The organism is Arthrobacter zhaoxinii, assembly GCF_025244925.1.
Classification (GTDB): Bacteria; Actinomycetota; Actinomycetes; order Actinomycetales; family Micrococcaceae; genus Arthrobacter_B; species Arthrobacter_B zhaoxinii.
In genome coordinates, this window is sequence record NZ_CP104275.1 from 2,282,893 (window position 1) to 2,300,797 (window position 17,905).

Annotated in this window: 16 protein-coding genes and 1 tRNA gene; 10 read left to right on the forward strand and 7 right to left on the reverse strand. The window is 66.2% G+C overall.

Features of this window, described 5'->3' with window-relative positions; genetic code table 11:
- Window positions 1–45 precede the first annotated feature (45 nt).
- From N2K95_RS10695 to N2K95_RS10720, 6 genes are all read left to right on the forward strand, one after another.
- Window positions 46–1,236: a sensor histidine kinase gene (locus tag N2K95_RS10695; RefSeq protein ID WP_260651545.1), complete on the forward strand. Its 1,191-nt coding sequence runs from the start codon at window positions 46–48 to the stop codon at window positions 1,234–1,236.
- 113 nt (window positions 1,237–1,349) lie between these two features.
- On the forward strand, window positions 1,350–1,964 hold the full coding sequence (locus N2K95_RS10700) for a response regulator transcription factor (protein ID WP_313771195.1): 615 nt from the start codon (window positions 1,350–1,352) through the stop codon (window positions 1,962–1,964).
- Between the two features lie 4 nt (window positions 1,965–1,968).
- Window positions 1,969–2,283 carry an MmcQ/YjbR family DNA-binding protein gene (locus tag N2K95_RS10705; RefSeq protein WP_260651546.1) on the forward strand — a complete coding sequence of 105 codons (315 nt, stop codon included), beginning with the start codon at window positions 1,969–1,971 and terminating at the stop codon, window positions 2,281–2,283.
- 67 nt (window positions 2,284–2,350) lie between these two features.
- A complete protein-coding gene (locus N2K95_RS10710) occupies window positions 2,351–3,121 on the forward strand; it encodes an ABC transporter ATP-binding protein (RefSeq protein WP_260651547.1) in 771 nt (256 codons plus the stop codon).
- Window positions 3,122–3,123: 2 nt separating this feature from the next.
- Window positions 3,124–5,631: an ABC transporter permease gene (locus tag N2K95_RS10715; protein WP_260651548.1), complete on the forward strand. Its 2,508-nt coding sequence runs from the start codon at window positions 3,124–3,126 to the stop codon at window positions 5,629–5,631.
- 111 nt (window positions 5,632–5,742) lie between these two features.
- On the forward strand, window positions 5,743–6,255 hold the full coding sequence (locus N2K95_RS10720; RefSeq protein WP_255789844.1) for a hypothetical protein: 513 nt from the start codon (window positions 5,743–5,745) through the stop codon (window positions 6,253–6,255).
- A 61-nt stretch (window positions 6,256–6,316) separates the two neighbouring features.
- Here N2K95_RS10720 and metG read toward each other — a convergent pair whose 3' ends face one another.
- The 6 genes from metG to ilvD all read right to left on the reverse strand — a co-directional run bounded on the left by metG (window position 6,317) and on the right by ilvD (window position 15,276).
- Window positions 6,317–7,876, reverse strand: coding sequence for a methionine--tRNA ligase (gene metG, locus N2K95_RS10725; RefSeq protein WP_260651549.1), 1,560 nt, complete (start codon window positions 7,874–7,876; stop codon window positions 6,317–6,319).
- A gap of 108 nt (window positions 7,877–7,984) precedes the next feature.
- Entirely contained in the window at window positions 7,985–9,580 is a 1,596-nt protein-coding gene (serA, locus tag N2K95_RS10730; protein ID WP_260651550.1) for a phosphoglycerate dehydrogenase, read from the reverse strand.
- A gap of 149 nt (window positions 9,581–9,729) precedes the next feature.
- A complete protein-coding gene (gene ilvC, locus N2K95_RS10735) occupies window positions 9,730–10,755 on the reverse strand; it encodes a ketol-acid reductoisomerase (protein WP_260651551.1) in 1,026 nt (341 codons plus the stop codon).
- 49 nt (window positions 10,756–10,804) lie between these two features.
- Window positions 10,805–11,317: an acetolactate synthase small subunit gene (gene ilvN, locus N2K95_RS10740; RefSeq protein ID WP_255789851.1), complete on the reverse strand. Its 513-nt coding sequence runs from the start codon at window positions 11,315–11,317 to the stop codon at window positions 10,805–10,807.
- A gap of 3 nt (window positions 11,318–11,320) precedes the next feature.
- Window positions 11,321–13,228, reverse strand: coding sequence for an acetolactate synthase large subunit (locus tag N2K95_RS10745; protein WP_260651552.1), 1,908 nt, complete (start codon window positions 13,226–13,228; stop codon window positions 11,321–11,323).
- 344 nt (window positions 13,229–13,572) lie between these two features.
- A complete protein-coding gene (gene ilvD, locus N2K95_RS10750) occupies window positions 13,573–15,276 on the reverse strand; it encodes a dihydroxy-acid dehydratase (RefSeq protein WP_255789853.1) in 1,704 nt (567 codons plus the stop codon).
- Window positions 15,277–15,425: 149 nt separating this feature from the next.
- On the opposite strand from ilvD, the gene N2K95_RS10755 reads away from it, so the two are divergent.
- Entirely contained in the window at window positions 15,426–15,905 is a 480-nt protein-coding gene (locus N2K95_RS10755) for a hypothetical protein (RefSeq protein ID WP_260651553.1), read from the forward strand.
- 34 nt (window positions 15,906–15,939) lie between these two features.
- On the opposite strand, the gene N2K95_RS10760 is transcribed toward N2K95_RS10755, so the two are convergent.
- Window positions 15,940–16,905 (reverse strand): 2-hydroxyacid dehydrogenase, encoded by a 966-nt coding sequence (locus N2K95_RS10760; protein WP_260651554.1) that lies wholly within the window; start codon window positions 16,903–16,905, stop codon window positions 15,940–15,942.
- A gap of 134 nt (window positions 16,906–17,039) precedes the next feature.
- Here N2K95_RS10760 and N2K95_RS10765 point away from each other — a divergent pair, with 134 nt between their 5' ends.
- The 3 genes from N2K95_RS10765 to N2K95_RS10775 all read left to right on the forward strand — a co-directional run bounded on the left by N2K95_RS10765 (window position 17,040) and on the right by N2K95_RS10775 (window position 17,903).
- Complete coding sequence (locus tag N2K95_RS10765; RefSeq protein ID WP_255789856.1) at window positions 17,040–17,357, forward strand: hypothetical protein; 318 nt, start codon at window positions 17,040–17,042, stop codon at window positions 17,355–17,357.
- Window positions 17,358–17,474: 117 nt separating this feature from the next.
- Window positions 17,475–17,550: transfer RNA gene (locus N2K95_RS10770), tRNA-Lys, on the forward strand.
- A gap of 125 nt (window positions 17,551–17,675) precedes the next feature.
- Window positions 17,676–17,903 carry a hypothetical protein gene (locus N2K95_RS10775; RefSeq protein WP_260651555.1) on the forward strand — a complete coding sequence of 76 codons (228 nt, stop codon included), beginning with the start codon at window positions 17,676–17,678 and terminating at the stop codon, window positions 17,901–17,903.
- Window positions 17,904–17,905 lie beyond the last annotated feature (2 nt).

Sequence of the window (17,905 nt, forward strand, 5' to 3'; positions counted from 1 at the left end):
GCAGTATGACGCGCGGACGTCCGAACACCCCTAAAGTTGGTTTCCATGCTTGTGCACCGACGACTCTATACCTGGCTGCAGGCGAACTCCGGGAAAGTGAACTTCTGGCAGGCAATCGCTGCCACGCTCATCTTCGCCGTCCCCTTTCTGCTCACGCGCGGCGGACAATACGTCGAGTTCGTCCTCTCTGCGGCCATCTGCCTGAGTCTGGCCTGGCGCCGCAGCCGCCCGGTGGGGGCAGCCGCCGTCCAGGCCGCCGCCTGCGTCCTCCAGCTCTTCCTGGTCCCGGTCACCGGCCTGCCGGCAGACATCTTCGTGCTGGTCACCGTGTACTCCCTGGCCGCTTTCGCCCCTCGCTGGGCAAGCATTGCCGGGCTGGCCCTGGCCGTCGTCGGCGGGGCACTCTTCTTGCTCCGGTACATCTTCCCCGACATCGCCGGGGGGAGCATTTCCTTCATCGCCTTCATTGACCTCGTCGCCATCGAAGCGGTGGTCCTGGTGGCATGGACGTTCGGCGACCTGACCCGCACCCGGCGGCTGGCCGTGCAGGCCCTCCAGGACCGCGCGCATCGGCTCGAAGTGGAACGCCAGCAGGAACGTGAGCTCGCTGCCGCCGATGAACGCAGCCACATTGCCCGCGAAATGCACGACATCGTGGCGCACTCACTCTCGGTGATCATCACCCAGGCCGACGGCGCCCGGTATGCGAGCGCTGCGGACCCGGACATCGCGCCAAAGACTCTGGGAGTCATTGCGGAAACCGGCCGCAGTTCCCTGCGGGAGATGCGCCGCCTGCTCGGTGTCCTGCGCGGCGACGAAGCCGCCTCCACCCGTCCTCTCCCTTCCCTGGCCGACGTCGAGGAACTGCTGGGCACGGTTAAGCGCAGCGGATTGGAAGCCGCCTTCAGCGTCACGGGCACGCCGCGGCGCCCCCTGCCGCCCGGCGCAGAGCTGACCGCCTACCGCGTGATCCAGGAATCCCTCACGAACGTGCTCAAACACGCGGGACCGGATGCGAGCGCGAAGATAGCCCTGCAGTGGACGTCGGCGGGCCTGGAACTCGGCGTCAATGACAACGGTCTGGGCGCGGCCTCGGCCCTGCACGACGACGGCGCCGGGCAGGGCATCAAGGGCATGGCCGAGCGGCTGTCCCTCTACGATGGAACGTTGACGGCCGCCCCTGCGGCCGGCGGAGGATTCCGCGTTAAAGCATTCATTCCCTACACGGAGGCCTAGCACCAGTGCCGGATTCCCCCTGGACGGCAGCGTCCGACCCGTCCGCCCAGCCCGCGGAACCTATCCGGGTACTCCTCGTTGATGACCAGCAGCTGGTACGCGGCGGCTTCCGGATGCTGATCAATTCCCAGCCGGACCTCAGGGTTGTTGCCGAAGCCGGCAACGGCCGCGAGGCCCTGGCAGCGCTGGCAGCCGTGTCCGCCGACGTCGTCCTCATGGATGTGCGTATGCCGGGGATGGACGGCATCGAAGCCACCGCCCGGATCCTGGACGGAAGCAGCGGCGGCGGGCCGAAGGTCGTAGTCCTGACCACCTTCGACCTGGACGAATACGCGCTCTCCGCCATCCACGCCGGAGCCAGCGGTTTCCTGCTTAAGGACGCACCCCCCGAGGAACTGCTGGAGGCCATCCGGACGGTGTACCGCGGGGACGCCGTCATCGCTCCCTCCACCACGCGCCGGCTGCTGGAGCACGTCGCTCCCCTGCTGCGCCCGGCCGGCGCCCCGGGCAGCCGGCACGCCGACGCCGTCGCCTCCCTGACCCCGCGCGAACACGAGGTGTTCACCCTGATTGCGCAGGGCCTGTCCAATCCGGAGATAGCGGCGAAGCTGTACCTGTCCGAAGCCACCGTGAAAACCCACGTGGGCCATATCCTGGCCAAGCTGGAGGCCCGGGACCGGGTGCAGGCCGTGGTCATTGCCTACGAGACGGGGATTGTCGCACCCTAGGGACATGGTGACCGTCGACGACGTCCGCTCCATCTGCCTCTCCCTCCCCGGCGTGACGGAACGCCTCAGCTGGAAGCAGCCCGCCTGGTTTGCCCGGACCCTGATGGCACGGATGTGGGAGGACAACGTCCTGACCGTGAAAAGCGCCGAACGCGAGGCGCTGGCGGCGCTGCAGCCGGACCTGTTCTATTGGACGCCGCACCACGACCGGTCCCCGCTGCTCCTCCTGGCTCGGCTGGAGCATCTGCCTCCGGATGAACTGCCCGAACTGCTCCAGGAGTCCTACCGGCTGGCCGGGCCGCTTCCACCCACGGTATGAGACACGGAGGAAAAGACCCGCCTGCCCTCCGATGTGGGCGCCCCTGACTGGTCCATACTCTGGCGGTATGACATCACTTGCACAGCATTCCCCTGCGGCCGGCGCCGGAAAACCGCGTCTCGCCGCCGCCGCCCAGCTCCTGAACAAGACTTACGGAACCGGCGACACCCGCGTCCATGCGCTGAAGGACGTGGACGTCAGCTTCGAAACCGGGACCTTCACCGCCATCATGGGCCCCTCCGGCTCCGGCAAATCCACCTTGATGCACTGCCTCGCCGGCCTGGACACCACCGACTCGGGACGCATCTGGGTGGGCGGGACCGAAATCACCGGGCTGAAGGACGCCGAGCTCACCCGCCTGCGCCGCGACAGCGTCGGGTTCGTTTTCCAGTCCTTCAACCTGGTGCCCACACTGACCGCGGAGCAGAACATTACGCTGCCGGTGTCCCTGGCCAACGGCACCGTGGACCGCGAATGGCTGGACTTCATCACGGAGACCCTCGGCCTCCGGGACCGGCTCCGGCACCGCCCGCATGAGCTTTCCGGCGGACAGCAGCAGCGCGTGGCCGTGGCCCGTGCCCTGCTGACCCGCCCGCACGTGCTCTTCGGCGATGAACCCACCGGCAACCTGGACTCCAAGTCCGGTGCCGAAGTGCTCTCACTCCTTCGCCGCTCCACCAAAGAGTTCGGCCAGAGCATCATCATGGTCACCCACGACCCCGTGGCTGCTTCCTACGCGGACCGCGTGGTCCTGATGAACGACGGCGAGCTGGTCGGAGAACTGGCGCAGCCGACTCCCGAATCCGTGCTCGCCGCCCTCACCCAGCTGGGGGCGTAGGCATGCTGCAGGTAGCCCTGGCGCAGGTGCGCCTGAATGCCCGGCGGTTCATCGCCGTTTCCCTGGCGGTGCTGATTGCCGTCGGCTTCCTCACCGCAACCCTCATCATCAATTCCTCGTCCAAGGCCTCACTGACGCAGAGCGTCGGCGAGGCATACCGGAACGCCGATCTGCTCGTCACCAGCGATATGTACAGCGCGGACTCGGCCGTATTGGATGAAGACACCGCCGCCCTGGTCCGGGACACCCCCGGCGTCGACGGTGTCTATGCGGCCCGGCAGGCCTACGTCACTTTCGGCGAGGGCCGGGACAACGTTTTCGCCCAGCTAGCCAACACCTCCGATCACGCGGACCTCTTTCCCGTGGAAGTGCTGCAGGGCACGCTGCCCGCTGCCGACAACGAAATAGCCGTGGACAAGCAGACGGCCGAGCTCCACGAGCTGTCAGAGGGATCGGTCTTGCCGCTCACCTCCTTTATCGCTGACCCGACAGGTGAACAGCAGACGGCCGAGTTCACAGTCACGGCACTGGTTTCCGACTCCAACGACCCTCAGGCCATGGGCACCCCGCAGCTGTATTCGACCTCTGCCGCGGTGGATCGGTTCGCCGAACCGGAGACCGGTTTCAGGAGCATCCAGGTGGCGCTGGCAGACGGGGCCGCGCTGGAAAACGTCCGCGCGGCACTGCAGGAGGACGTCAGCGGTATGGCAGGTGTCTCCGTCCGGACCGCGCAGGAGCAGACAGACGAAATGGTTGCTTCCATGACCGGCGGGAACGACATCCTCACCACCATCCTGCTCGCCTTCGCCGCCGTGGCCCTGTTGGTCTGCGCCCTGGTGGTCTCCAATACCTTCTCGGTATTGGTGGCCCAGCGCACCCGCGAACTCGCCCTGCTCCGGTGCATTGGTGCAGCCCGCTCACAGATCCGCCGCGCCGTCATTGTGGAAGCGCTGGTGGTGGGCATCGTGGCCTCGATTGCGGGAGTCCTTGCGGCCGTCGCACTGATGGGCGGAATAATCGCCTATCTGAAAACCATCCCGGAGAGCGGCTTCGCGACGCTGGCGGTCTCCCCGCTGGCTGTGATAGTCGGCCTGGTGGTGGGCGTCGCGATGACAGTGCTGGCAGCATTGGTTCCGGCACGCGCCGCAACGGCCGTCGCACCCTTGGCAGCCCTGCGTCCCGCCGACGACGTCCGCGCCGGCACAAAACGCGGCCGGGTCCGCCTGTCCATCGGCATGGTGCTGCTGGCCGTCGGTGCCGCCCTGCTGGCCGTCGGCACCGCAACGAACAACTTGCTCGTGGCGTTGCCCGGCGGCATGCTCAGCTTCATCGGTGTGCTGATGTGCGCCACCCTCTTTGTTCCTTCCCTGGTCCGTACCGTCGGCAGGATTGCTGCGCCGCTGGGAGTGCCGGGCAAACTGGCGGCACTCAACGCCGTCCGCAACCCCCAGCGCACCTCCGCTACGTCCTCGGCCCTGCTGATCGGCGTCACCCTGGTCACCATGATGATGACCGGCGCGGCAACCGTCCGGACTTCCCTGGACGGCGTGCTGGCCGCCGGGTACCCGGTGGATGTCAGCATCAGCGGCGCCGGAAACGAGTCGCCGTTCACCTCGGCCGATGCCGACGCAGCGCGTGCCGTGGAGGGTGTGCGGGAAGCTGTGCTGGTACCTTCGGCCGGAATGGCCGAGACCGAAAACGGACCGTACGGTGTTTATGCCCTGACCCCTGAGGACGCCGCGAAGGTAGTGCGGGACTCCGCATTGAAACTGGATGACGGCATCATCCTGATGCCGAAGGGAACCGCAGACAAGACGGTCACGGTACAGGGGGCTTCCGGGAGCGTCGAGCTGAAGGTTGTGGTTTCGGAAAGCCAGGCGCTGCAGCCGCTGATCACTGCCCGGACCGCCGAAACCCTCGGCGGCCTGCCCGCCGCAACGGCGGACACCTACATTCCGCAGCCGGAGCTGTGGCTGTCCGTGGTGGACGGCCTGAACACCAACGAGCTGATGGACCTGCGCACCGACCTCGCCGCGGCGGTGGACGTGGAGGACTACGCCGTCTCGGGCTCGGCCATCGAGCGCGGGGCCTATGAACAGGTCATCGACGTTCTGCTTCTGGTGGTCACCGGCCTGCTGGGAGTGGCAGTGGTTATTGCCCTGGTGGGTGTGGCCAACACACTCTCCCTCTCCGTACTGGAACGCACCCGGGAATCTTCGCTGCTGCGTGCCCTTGGTCTCACCCGCGGCCAACTGCGCGGCATGCTCGCGCTCGAAGCCGTGCTGATTGCCGGTGTGGCGGCCCTGATGGGCAGCGTGCTGGGGTCGCTCTACGGCTGGCTGGGGGTGGAATCAGCGCTGGGGGCCTTCGCTGCCGTGGCGCCGTCGCTCCCCTGGCTGCAGTTGACCGCTGTCCTGGCCGTAGCGATCCTGGCGGGTTTGGGGGCGTCCGTGCTTCCGGCCCGGCGTGCGGCCCGGCTCTCCCCCGTGGCCGGCCTGGCCGCGGACTAGCTCCTCGCGGTCCGGCCGCGGATCTGCAAGGATACTGAACAGGATGAATTACTAAGCAGGCTGATTTCAGCCGGCACTACGAGATGCATCCGGACAACGTGAGGAGAGCACATGCAGCAGTCCCAGACGGAACACGAATCACTGGCCGCCTACCTGGACGACCATCTGGTCGGGGCGGAGACGGGCGTCCGCCTTTTCACCGCCGCGCAGCGCACCTGGGAAGGATCTCCCTATGAGGAAACCTTCGCCCGGCTCGCGGAGGAAATCTCGGACGAACGCGACGAACTGGAATCCCTGATCCATGCGCTGGGCTATTCGCGCAGCAAGGTCAAGGCCGCGGCCGCCATGGTGGGCGCAGCAGCCGGGAAGCTGGGACCGCTCAATCCGCTCAGCACCGGCGGCGGCGCCACGGGGCAGCTGGAACTGGAATCCCTGCAGTCCCTGGTGCGGATGAAGGAATCCCTGTGGCGGACCCTGCTGGTGCTGTCCGCCACGGATCACCGGTTCAACACGGCCCGCCTGCAGGAACTCACCGAAACCGCCCGACGTCAGCAGGAAGAAGTCGCCGGCGTGATGGAACGGACGGCCGCGCAGCGGTTCCTCGGTTCCGCCGAATCCGTCTGACCTACGCAGGATCCAAAAACACCCCCGGCAGTCCGCCGGGGGTGTTTTTTGCTGCCGGGACCTATTCGGCCGGTTCTTCGTACTTCGGGAAGATAGGCGCCGGGGCCGGCAGTTCGGTGCCCGGCACCAGCGGGGTGCCGATGGCGCTGAACAGGCGGGCATCGCCGTCGGGCTGGCCCAGGACAGTAAGCAGCTTGCCCGCGCTCGGGGGCATGACCGGCTGGATCAGGATCGCCACGATGCGCAGCACCTCCAGCGTCACGTAGAGCACGGTGTTCATGCGCTCGACGTCGGTCTTCCGCAGCACCCACGGTGCCTGGTCGGCGAAGTAGGCGTTGGTGTCGCCGAGGACCTTCCACGTGGCTTCCAGTGCGCCGTGGAAATCCTGGACGTCGTAGGCCTCGCGGGAAACCTGCAGCAGGTTCCCGGCCGCTTCCAGCAGCGCACTGTCCTCGGGGGTGAACGCCCCGGGCTGCGGGACCGCAGCGCCGCAGTTCTTGGCCACCATGGACAGCGAACGCTGGGCGAGGTTGCCCAAGTTGTTGGCGAGGTCGGAGTTCATCCGGCCGACGACGGCGTCGTGGTTGTAGGAGCCGTCCGCGCCGAAGGGTACTTCGCGCAGCAGGAAGAACCGGACCGAGTCCAGCCCATACTGTTCGGCCCATGCCTTCGGCGCCACCACGTTGCCCAGGGACTTGGACATCTTGACACCCTTGTTGTGCAGGAAGCCGTGGATCATGATGCGCTTCGGCAGTTCAAGCTTCGCGGACATCAGGAATGCCGGCCAGAAAATGGCGTGGAAACGGGAAATGTCCTTGCCGATCACGTGCACATCGGCCGGCCAGTACTTCTTGAAGGCTTCGCTCTCCGTATCGGGGAAGCCGACGCCGGTGAGGTAGTTGGTCAGGGCGTCCACCCAGACGTACATCACGTGGTCCGGGTTGCCCGGCACCGGGACACCCCAGTCAAAGGTGGTGCGGGAAATGGAGAGGTCTTCCAGGCCGCCCTTGACGAAGCTGATGACTTCGTTGAACCGCGAGCGCGGCGCGGCGAAGTCCGGCTGGGACTCGTACAGGGCCAGCAGCCGGTCCTGGTATGCGGAGAGGCGGAAGAAGTAGCTTTCCTCTTCCGTCCAGGTCACCTCGGTGTCCGTCTCCTTGGAGTAGCGGACGCCGTCCTCGCGGACTTCGGTTTCGTCTTCGGTGTAGTAGGCCTCATCCCGGACGGAGTACCAGCCGGAGTACTTGGAAAGGTAGATGTCACCGTTCTCCTCCATCCGCTTCCAGATGGCCTGCGCGGCGGCGTAGTGGTCCGCGTCGGTGGTGCGGATGAAGCGGTCATAGGAGATATCCAGGTCCCGGCCCATCTGCGCGAAGGCAGCCGAGTTCCGGTCCGCGAGTTCCTTGGCGGTAACGCCTTCCTTATCCGCGGACTGCTGCATCTTCAGGCCGTGCTCATCGGTGCCGGTCATAAAGAAGACGTCGTACCCGTCGAGGCGCTTGAAGCGGGCCATGGCGTCGGTGGCGATGGCCTCGTAGGCGTGGCCGATATGCGGCACGCCGTTGGGGTAGGAGATGGCCGTGGTGATGTAGAACGGGGTCTGGGAATCGGAAGAAGTCACATAAGAAAATTACCCTGTTTTGCCCGCCGGTGTCGCACTGCGACGGCGCCGGCCCCGCTGTTGCGGAACCGGCGCCGGATCGGCGGACTGATCGGCGGAGTGTTCCCGCTAGTCCTGCAGGTCCACTTCCCGGGCCACGGTGGCACCGATTTCGACCTTCAGTGCTTCCAGCACATCCTGCGGCACCGAGGAATCCACGGTCAGCAGGGACAGTGCCTGGCCGCCCTCGGAGTTGCGGGCCACCTGCATGCCGGCAATGTTGATGTCCTTTTCGCCCAGGACCCGGCCCAGGGCGCCGATGACGCCGGGACGGTCCTGGTAGATCAGCACAATGAGGTGCTCGCTGATGGGGATTTCCAGGTCGTACCCGTTCACGCCCACGAGCTTCTGGATCTGCTTCGGGCCGGTGAGGGTGCCGGAGACCTCCAGCCGGGTGCCGTCGGACAGGGCGCCGCGGATGGTCAGCAGGTTGCGGTAGTCATCCACATCCGGGGTGGTCAGCAGCCGGACCTCGATGCCGCGCTGCTCGGCCAGGACCGGAGCATTCACGTAGGAGACCTGCTCGGACACGATGTCGGTGAAGATGCCCTTCAGTGCTGCCAGTTCCAGCGCCTTCACATCGAGGGCGGCAATCTCTCCGGCTACCTCGATGTCGATGGCGGTCACGGAGTCCGAGGCCAGCGCGGTGAAGATCCGGCCCAGCTTTTCGATCAGCGGGATGCCGGGGCGGACGTCCTCGGCGATGACGCCGCCTGCCACGTTCACGGCGTCGGGCACCAGTTCCCCGGCCAGGGCCAGGCGGACGGATTTCGCCACCGAGATGCCGGCCTTTTCCTGGGCTTCGGCGGTGGAAGCGCCCAGGTGCGGGGTCACCACCACGTTGTCCAGGGCGAAGAAGGGCAGGTCGGTGCTGGGTTCCTTCACGAACACGTCGACGCCGGCGCCGGCGATCTTTCCTGCCTGCAGCGCCTCGAACAGGGCTGCTTCATCCACGAGGCCGCCGCGGGCCACGTTCACCACGTAAGCGGTGTCTTTCATCTTCTCGAACGCCTCGGCGCCGAGCATCCCCAGGGTTTCGGGGGTCTTGGGCATGTGGATGGTGACGAAGTCGGACTCCGCCAGCAGCTCATCCAGGGACACCAGCCGGACGTTCAGCTGCGCAGCGCGGGCGGAGGTGACGTACGGGTCATAGGCGAGGATCTCGGTGCCGAAGCCCTGCATGCGTGCGGCCACCAAAGCGCCGATGCGGCCCAGCCCGATGATGCCGATCTTCTTTTCGAACAGTTCGGTGCCGCTGTACTTGGAACGTTTCCATTCACCGTTCTTCAGGGCGGCGCTGGCCTGCGGGATGTTCCGGGCCAGGGACACGATGTGCCCCACCGTCAGTTCCGCCGCGGAGATGATGTTCGACGTCGGCGCGTTGACCACCATCACGCCCGCCTGGGTGGCGGCCTTGATGTCCACGTTGTCCAGGCCCACGCCGGCCCGGGCAATGACCTTGAGGTTCTTCGCTGCGGCAATGGCTTCCCCGTCCACCTGCGTGGCGGAGCGCACGAGGATGGCGTCGACGTCGGCAATCGCGGACAGGAGCTGGGAGCGGTCGGCGCCGTCCGTGGTACGGATGTCAAAGTCGGGGCCCAGGGCCTCGACAGTGGCGGGCGAGAGTTCCTCCGCAAGGAGTACGACTGGTTTGGTGGCAGACACCGGTGACCTCTTCACTTTGGATGTACTGGGGCTTTTCGCGCAGGAGGCCGGACCCGCGGGCCCGGCCTCCTTGCCGATTCGGCTTGCTTTTCGAGCTTATCGCGCAGGTGCGCGGGCCGGTCGAATCGGCGCCGGACGTTACGGTCCGGTTAGCGGGCTACCGAGCCCTCGGTGTAATCGTCGTCGTTCTTGATCCAGGAGAAGAGCTTGCGCAGTTCGCGGCCGGTGCCCTCGATGGGGTGTTCCTCGCCCTTCTTGCGCAGCGCCTTGAATTCCGGTGCACCGGCGTCCTGGTCGTCGATGAAGCGCTTGGCGAAGGCACCGTTCTGGATGTCGGCCAGGACGGCCTTCATGTTTTCCTTCACGTGCTCGTCAATGACGCGCGGGCCGGAAACGTAGTCGCCGTATTCCGCGGTGTCCGAGACGCTCCAGCGCTGCTTGGCGATGCCGCCCTCGACCATCAGGTCCACGATCAGCTTCAGCTCGTGCAGCACCTCGAAGTACGCGACCTCCGGCTGGTAACCGGCCTCGGTGAGGGTTTCGAAGCCGTACTGGATCAGCTGCGAGGCACCGCCGCAGAGCACTGCCTGCTCACCGAAGAGGTCCGTTTCGGTTTCTTCGGTGAAGGTGGTTTCGATGACGCCGGCGCGGGTGCCGCCGATGGCCTTGGCGTAGGACAGGGCCAGTTCCTTGGCGGTGCCGGAGGGATTCTGCTCGACGGCGATCAGGTCCGGCACCCCGCGGCCGGCTTCGAATTCGCGCCGCACAATGTGGCCGGGGCCCTTGGGCGCCACGAGGGCGACGTCGACGTCGGCCGGCGGCTTGATGTAGCCGTAGCGGATGTTGAAGCCGTGGCCGAAGAACAGGGCGTCGCCGGCCTGCAGGTTCGGGGCAATGTCCTCCGCGTACACGAAACGCTGGACCTGGTCCGGGGTCAGGACCATGATCAGGTCCGCTTCGGCGACGGCATCCGCCACGTTCAGCACCCGAAGGCCTTCCGCCTCGGCCTTGGCACGGGAGGCGGAGCCTTCCTTGAGGCCCACGCGGACGTCGACGCCGGAGTCGCGCAGGCTGAGGGCGTGGGCGTGGCCCTGGCTGCCGTAGCCGATGACGGCGACGGTACGCCCCTGGATGATCGACAGGTCTGCGTCGTCGTCGTAATACATGTCAGTCACTTTGGTTATCTCCTACTGGTTTCTAAGGACAAGGGTCGGTGGTGGAAACTCAGGCGCTGCGCAGCGCGCGGTCACTCATGGATTTTGAGCCGCGGGCAACGGCCAGGGTTCCGGATTGGACTATTTCGCGGATGCCGAAGGGCTCAAGCACTGCAAGCAGTGCGGTGAGCTTCTCGGCGGTGCCGGTTGCCTCGACGATGACGGAGTCGGTGGAGACGTCCACTATCGAGGCGCGGAACAGCTCGGCTGCCTGGGTTACCTGCAGCCGTGTTGCGGCGTCCGCGCGGACCTTGACCAGGATGTGGTCCCGCTGCACGGAGGAATCGGGAACCAGCTCGACAATCTTGATGACGTTGACGAGCTTGTTCAGCTGTTTGGTGACCTGTTCGAGCAGGTCACCCTCGGCGTCGACCACCACGGTGATGCGGGACATGCCCGGCACCTCCGAGGGGCCCACAGCCAGGGAGTTGATGTTGAAGGCCCGGCGGGCAAACAGCGAGGCGACCCGGGTGAGCACGCCGGGAACATCTTCTACCAGCACGGAAAGGGTGTGGCGGGCCATGTCCTAGTCCTCCTCTTCCCAGGTGGGAGTCATGTTGCGGGCAATCTGGATCAGGTCGTTGCTGACGCCGGTGGGGACCATCGGCCACACCATGGAGTCGCGGCTGACCACGAAGTCGATGACGACGGGCCGGTCGTTGATTTCCAGTGCCTGCGCGATGGTCGCGTCAATGTCCTCGTCGCGTTCGCAGCGCAGCCCCACGCAGCCGTAGGCTTCGGCGAGCTTCACGAAGTCCGGGATCCGCACGGTGTCATGCCCGGTGTTGAGGTCCGTGTTGGAGTAGCGGGACTCGTAGAAGAGGGTCTGCCACTGCCGGACCATGCCCAGCGAGGAGTTGTTGATGATGGCGACCTTGATCGGGATGTTGTTGATCAGGCAGGTGGCCAGTTCCTGGTTGGTCATCTGGAAGCAGCCGTCGCCGTCGATGGCCCAGACCACCCGGTCCGGTGCGCCGACCTTGGCGCCCATGGCCGCCGGCACCGAATAGCCCATGGTGCCCAGGCCGCCGGAGTTCAACCATGCCCGCGGGCGTTCGTACTTGATGAACTGGGCGGACCACATCTGGTGCTGGCCCACGCCGGCCACGTACACGCCTTCGGGTCCGGTCATTGCACCGATGCGCTCGATGACCTTCTGCGGGGCAATCAGCCCGTCTTCGGGAGTGGCGTAGCCGATGGGGTAGGTTTCGCGCAGCCGGTCCAGCACGGCCCACCACGCGGAGATATCCGGTTTCCCGGCTTCGAACTGTCCGCGCACGGCGTCGGCCAGCTCGGGCATGATTTCCTTCACCGAGCCGACAATCGGCACATCCGCCGGCCGGTTCTTGGAGATCTCCGCCGGGTCGATGTCCGCGTGGATGACCTTCGCGGCGGGCGCGAAGGAGCTCAGCACGCCGGTCACCCGGTCATCGAAGCGGGCGCCGAGGGTGATCAGCAGGTCGGACTGCTGCAGGGCGGTTACGGCGGATACCGAGCCGTGCATCCCCGGCATGCCGACGTGCTGCTGGTGCGAGTCGGGGAAAACGCCGCGGGCCATAAGGGTGGTGACCACCGGAGCGCCCACCAGTTCGGCCAGCTCGAGGAGTTCGGCGGATGCGTTGGCTTTGAGCACGCCGCCGCCCACGTAGAACACCGGCCGGTGTGCGGCCGCGATGAGGCGGGCAGCTTCGCGCACCTGCTTGGAGTGTCCGCGGACCACGGTGCGGTAGCCCTGCAGATCGATCTTCGGCGGCCAGGAGAACGTGGTCTTTGCCTGCTGCGCATCCTTGGCAATGTCGACGAGGACCGGACCGGGCCGTCCCGACGTCGCAATGTGGAAGGCCTCGGCCAACACGCGGGGAATGTCGGCGGCATCCGTCACCAGGTAGGAGTGCTTGGTGATGGGCATCGTGATGCCCACGATGTCGGCTTCCTGGAAGGCATCGGAGCCGATGAAGGCGCTGGACACCTGCCCGGTGATGGCGACCATCGGGACGGAGTCCATGTGGGCGTCGGCAATAGCGGTGACGAGGTTGGTGGCACCGGGCCCCGACGTCACGATGCAGACACCGGCGCGTCCGGTCACCATGGCGTAGCCCTCGGCTGCGTGACCGGCGCCCTGCTCATGGCGCACCAGGATGTGGCGGATCTTCGTGGAATCCATCAGCGGATCATAGGTGGGCAGGATGGCGCCGCCGGGAAGTCCGAAGACTTCGTCGACGCCGAGTTCCTCAAGCGAGCGGACAATGGCCTGCGAGCCTGTCATCTCGGTGGGCGGAACAACGTTGTTGGGCCCCTGGATGCGCTCATCCGCGGCTTCGGTGGAGGCAGACGCGGAACCGGCTACGTCCTTGGTTTTGGCGGCCGCCGCGCGTGCAGCGGCGTGTGCCTTCGAGGCCATCAGCGAAGGGCTGATTGGCGATCCCTTACTCATCGGAACTTCCTTTGCGGATGCTAATCCATGGTCAATGCGGTCATGCGACGGCCGGCCCGGGTGGTGCCCGGTACGGCTTCTGTGTTCAGCGAAGCCAAAACTGACGATGCCAATAAAAAAACCCCTCGTGCCTGTGGGCTCCGTAGGGGTTCGCGCGTGACGTCTTAGACAAGTCGGGCTGTTACGCCACGCGCTTGATAAGGACGACGGGTACGATCTGCATACCGTTCAGTCTCGCGTTCCCCTACAGGGGTGTCAATTACCTGAGACGTCAGTCTCATTATGTGGACTGGGGCACCCCTGGGCGGAAGGCACCCCGGAGCCTTCCGCCTGGGGCAGGGGTATCAGCCGCAATAGGCACCCGTGGACGCGGAGTTGACCAGTTTGGTGTACTTGCCCAGGACCCCGGTGGTGAACTTTCCGGGCAGCGGCTGCCAGCCGATCCTGCGGGCTTCCAGCTCCTCCGGCTCCACCAGCAGGTCGAAGCTGCGCGCGGCGATGTCCACGCGGATCCGGTCACCGTCCTTCACGAAGGCGATGGGGCCGCCGTCGACCGCTTCGGGTGCCACGTGGCCGATGCACAGGCCAGTGGTGCCGCCGGAGAACCGGCCGTCTGTGAGCAGCAGGACGTCCTTGCCCAGGCCGGCTCCCTTGATGGCGCCGGTGATGGCGAGCATTTCGCGCATTCCCGGCCCGCCCTTGGGGCCTTCGTAGCGGATGACGACGACGTCGCCGGCGTGGATTTCTCCGGCGTCGAGGGCATCGAGGGCACCCTGTTCACGCTCGAAGACGCGGGCAGTGCCTTCAAAGATGTCGGCGTCAAAGCCTGCACTCTTTACGACGGCGCCCTCCGGGGCCATCGAGCCGTGCAGGATGGTGATGCCGCCGGTCTTGTGGATGGGGTTGTCCATGGCGCGCAGGACCTTCCCGTCCGGGTCCGGCGGGTTGATGGCGGCCAGGTTCTCCGCCACGGTCTTGCCGGTGACGGTGAGGCAGTCGCCGTGGATCAGGCCGGCGTCGAGCAGGGCCTTCATGATGACCGGCACGCCGCCGATCTTGTCGACGTCGAACATCACGTAGCGGCCGAACGGCTTCAGGTCGCCGAGGTGCGGGATGGTGTCACCGATCCGGTTGAAGTCCTCGAGGGTGAGGTCCACCTCGGCTTCGCGGGCGATGGCGAGCAGGTGCAGCACGGCGTTGGTGGACCCGCCGAAGGCCATGGTCACGGCAATGGCGTTTTCGAAGGCCTTCTTGGTCATGATGTCTCGGGCGGTGATGCCCTTGCGCAGCAGGTTGACCACTGCCTCGCCGGACTTGCGGGCGAACTCGTCGCGGCGCCGGTCGGCGGAGGGCGGGGCGGCCGAGCCCGGCAGAGACATGCCCAGGGCTTCACCGATGCAGGCCATGGTGTTGGCGGTGTACATCCCGCCGCAGGCACCTTCGCCCGGACAGATGGCCCGCTCAATCGAGTCCAGGTCCTTCAGGCTCATCTTGCCGGCGGCGCAGGCGCCCACGGCTTCGAAGGCGTCGATCAGGGTGACTTCCCGTTCGCTGCCGTCCTCCATTTTGGCGAAGCCCGGCATGATCGAGCCGGCGTAGAGGAAGACGCTGGCCAGGTCCAGGCGCGCGGCCGCCATCAGCATGCCGGGCAGGGACTTGTCACAGCCGGCCAGCAGCACCGAGCCGTCCAGGCGCTCGGCCATCATCACCGTCTCCACCGAGTCCGCAATCACCTCGCGGGACACCAGGGAGAAGTGCATGCCCTCGTGGCCCATGGAAATACCGTCCGAGACGGAAATGGTGCCGAACTGCATGGGGAAGCCGCCGCCCGCGTGGATGCCTTCCTTGGCACCGGTGGCGAGGCGGTTCAGGGAAAGGTTGCAGGGAGTGATCTCGTTCCAGGAACTCGCGACTCCGATCTGCGGCTTGGCAAAGTCGTCGTCGCCCATCCCCACGGCGCGGAACATGCCGCGGGCAGGAGCCGCGTGTATGCCGTCCGTGACTACTCGGCTGCGGGGTTTGATGTCCGGTGTGTTGTCTCCGCTCATGGGTTGATCGTAGGACTTAAGCCGTCAGTGTTCGCCCTTATGACGGACATCCGCAGCTCTTGTTACGGCCTGTGAACGGCAGATGAAGTTCTAGCACGGAGCGGGGCCGGGCTTCCCGAATAGGGGGACGGTGTTCATAGACTGGGGGTATGACATCGGATACAGGATTTCCACATCCGGACGCAGCTACTGTCCCGGGCACAGACGCCGGCACCCCCACCAGCGACCAGCTGAAGCGGGTACTGCGGCGCGTCTTCGAATCCCAGATCCCCAATTACGGTGACTACAACCTGGTGCTGGCCACCCCGGGACTCGACGGCGAAACCGGCTTCTATGTGCTGGGTTACCGGTGGCGTCCGGCCGAGGTGGTGTTCGCTCCGTTCGACGCCGTCAGCCTGGCCGGGCTGGAAGTGCCCACGTCCGTGAACACCACCAACCTCAGCCATACGGATGAGCTGGACGCAGACGCCTACGAGGTGGGCACCAGCACCGGGCGTATCTTCCAGTTCGCCGTCGAGCCGCAGGCCGTCCTTCCGGCCGCCGGCGCAGAGGGCGGACGCCTGCTGGAGCAGGCCGCCGACTGGGAGGATTTCCGCTCCTTCGTGGACTCCTACCTGGAACTGGCCTAACGCCCCGGACTCCTGGTTAAGCCCAGGGGCCTGCCTAAGCCCAGGGGCCCGGGCGGACCAGGTTCAAGGGTTCTTTTCCTGCCGCCAGCCGGGCCACCTGCTCGCGCAGCAGGGCCTTGATCCGCGGCTCGAAGGCTGCGGTGTTCCCGCCCCAGTGCGGGGTAATGATCGCTCCGGGCGCTTGCCGCAGGGGGTGTCCGGCGGGCAGCGGTTCCGGATCGAAGACGTCCAGGGCCGCACGCAGCCGGCCGGACACCACTTCCTTGGTCAGGGCCTCGCTGTCCACCACCGCACCCCGGGCGACGTTGACCACCAGCGCCCCGTCCGGCAGCGCGGCGAGGACACGCGCGTCGATCAGGTGTCGGGTCTGCTCGTTCAGCGGAGTGATCACCACCAGGATTTCGGCCCGGGCGGCCAGATCTGCCAGTTCCCCGGTGCCGTGCACGGCGCCGTCGTCGTCTGTCCGGGCCGTGCTGCCCACCCGGGTGAGTTCGACGTCGAACGGCCGCAGCCGTGCGGCAATCTCGCGGCCGATTCCGCCCACCCCCACCAGGAGGACGCGCCGGTCCGCCAGACCGGGGTACCGGACCGCTTCCCACCGGCCCTCATGCTGGGCGCTCAGCGCAGTGTCGATCCCCCGCTGTGCGGCAAGGACCAGGGTGAGGGCCATTTCCGCCGTGGCGGCCGCGTGGACTCCGGCGGCACTGGCGATGGCCGTTTGCTCGCCCACCAGTTCGGGCAGCCCGTCGTAGCCGGTGGACTGTGCCTGCAACAGCAGCAGGTTCGGCACCCGGTCCAGTGCATCTCCGTAGTCGGCGCCGTTGGCGTAGGGCAGCACCACCGCGTCGATCGCCTCGTAAGCCACTCCTTCCGGCTCGCCTATCAGATCCCAGAGGACGGCGTTCATGCCTTCGGGCAGCGGCTGCAGGGCTTCGAGGAGCTCGGGGGTGGGCACGGTCAGGGTGTGCACCGGGACCTTGCGGGAGTCAATGTCGGCCATGGCAGCCAGCGTAACCGGTGTCGCCCCGGGAGGCGGGACGGCAGCGGGACGCCAGCCGGGGTCCGCAACTATGGACAGCGGCAGGTGCCCGCCGTAACGTGAAATGTGCCTTCCGCCGACCGAAGGATGCCGCCGTGACTCGTAAGTCCTTGCTCTTCACAGCCCTCGGGGTGGGATCCGCCGCAGCGGTCCTCGCGGCGGTGGAGCGGATGCTGGGGCACGGCGTGGTCCGGCTCGCGGCAGGGATCGACACCGCCGGCGTGCCGGATCCGGACCTGCCGGTCACCCCGGTCCCCCGCGATGCTGTCACGACCGTGACCACCGGTGACCTGGCGTCGAACCTTCCTTCCCGGACCTGGGTAGTGGACAACGGCAGCGAATGGGAGGGAACTCCGGGTGAACTGGTGGTCCTCCCCTACTCCGGCAGCACCCCGGACCGGGATGCAACGTGAAACGGAACACAAAACCCCGGGGAATTGCGTTCTCCGGCGAAACTGCTGGTAGTGTTTCATGTCGTTGCTGATGGCAACTGCGCAAGAGATACCGCCGGCTTCCATCACCTCGAATGCGCACCTCTAGCTCAATTGGCAGAGCAATTGACTCTTAATCAATGGGTTCCGGGTTCAAGTCCCGGGGGGTGCACCAATCAAAACCCCGCCCGTTCAGGTTCATCGCCTGAACGGGCGGGGTTTTTTGTTGCTTTCAGTGACGCTGCACGTACTCTAGCCCGTATGCCGCCTATCAGGGCGGCCCTTGAACGGGGGTGCTCCATGGCAAAATCGCGGTCAACATCCTGGGGGTACGCCCTGTCAGCAAGCACGGTTCTTCTGCTGGGTGGTGCTGCTGCTTTGCTCCAGGCAGGCATAGCGGCTGACGAAGGCCGTCTCGGTGACGGGATTCTGCCCGCGCTGTGGCTCGTGTTCGGCACCGGACTCCTCGGGCTGGTTATCAGCCTCCCCTCCTACGTGGGGCATCTACGCAACGAACGGATCCGTTGACC

What these genes read in the sequence shown, in the direction of transcription:
- N2K95_RS10695 (WP_260651545.1), top strand. Translation starts at nt 46, where the DNA reads ATGCTTGTGCACCGACGACTCTATACCTGGCTGCAGGCGAACTCCGGG.
- N2K95_RS10700 (WP_313771195.1), top strand. Translation starts at nt 1,350, where the DNA reads ATGCTGATCAATTCCCAGCCGGACCTCAGGGTTGTTGCCGAAGCCGGC.
- N2K95_RS10705 (WP_260651546.1), top strand. Translation starts at nt 1,969, where the DNA reads ATGGTGACCGTCGACGACGTCCGCTCCATCTGCCTCTCCCTCCCCGGC.
- N2K95_RS10710 (WP_260651547.1), top strand. Translation starts at nt 2,351, where the DNA reads ATGACATCACTTGCACAGCATTCCCCTGCGGCCGGCGCCGGAAAACCG.
- N2K95_RS10715 (WP_260651548.1), top strand. Translation starts at nt 3,124, where the DNA reads ATGCTGCAGGTAGCCCTGGCGCAGGTGCGCCTGAATGCCCGGCGGTTC.
- N2K95_RS10720 (WP_255789844.1), top strand. Translation starts at nt 5,743, where the DNA reads ATGCAGCAGTCCCAGACGGAACACGAATCACTGGCCGCCTACCTGGAC.
- ilvN (WP_255789851.1), bottom strand. Translation starts at nt 11,317, where the DNA reads ATGGCCCGCCACACCCTTTCCGTGCTGGTAGAAGATGTTCCCGGCGTG.
- N2K95_RS10745 (WP_260651552.1), bottom strand. Translation starts at nt 13,228, where the DNA reads ATGAGTAAGGGATCGCCAATCAGCCCTTCGCTGATGGCCTCGAAGGCA.
- ilvD (WP_255789853.1), bottom strand. Translation starts at nt 15,276, where the DNA reads ATGAGCGGAGACAACACACCGGACATCAAACCCCGCAGCCGAGTAGTC.
- N2K95_RS10755 (WP_260651553.1), top strand. Translation starts at nt 15,426, where the DNA reads ATGACATCGGATACAGGATTTCCACATCCGGACGCAGCTACTGTCCCG.
- N2K95_RS10760 (WP_260651554.1), bottom strand. Translation starts at nt 16,905, where the DNA reads ATGGCCGACATTGACTCCCGCAAGGTCCCGGTGCACACCCTGACCGTG.
- N2K95_RS10775 (WP_260651555.1), top strand. Translation starts at nt 17,676, where the DNA reads ATGGCAAAATCGCGGTCAACATCCTGGGGGTACGCCCTGTCAGCAAGC.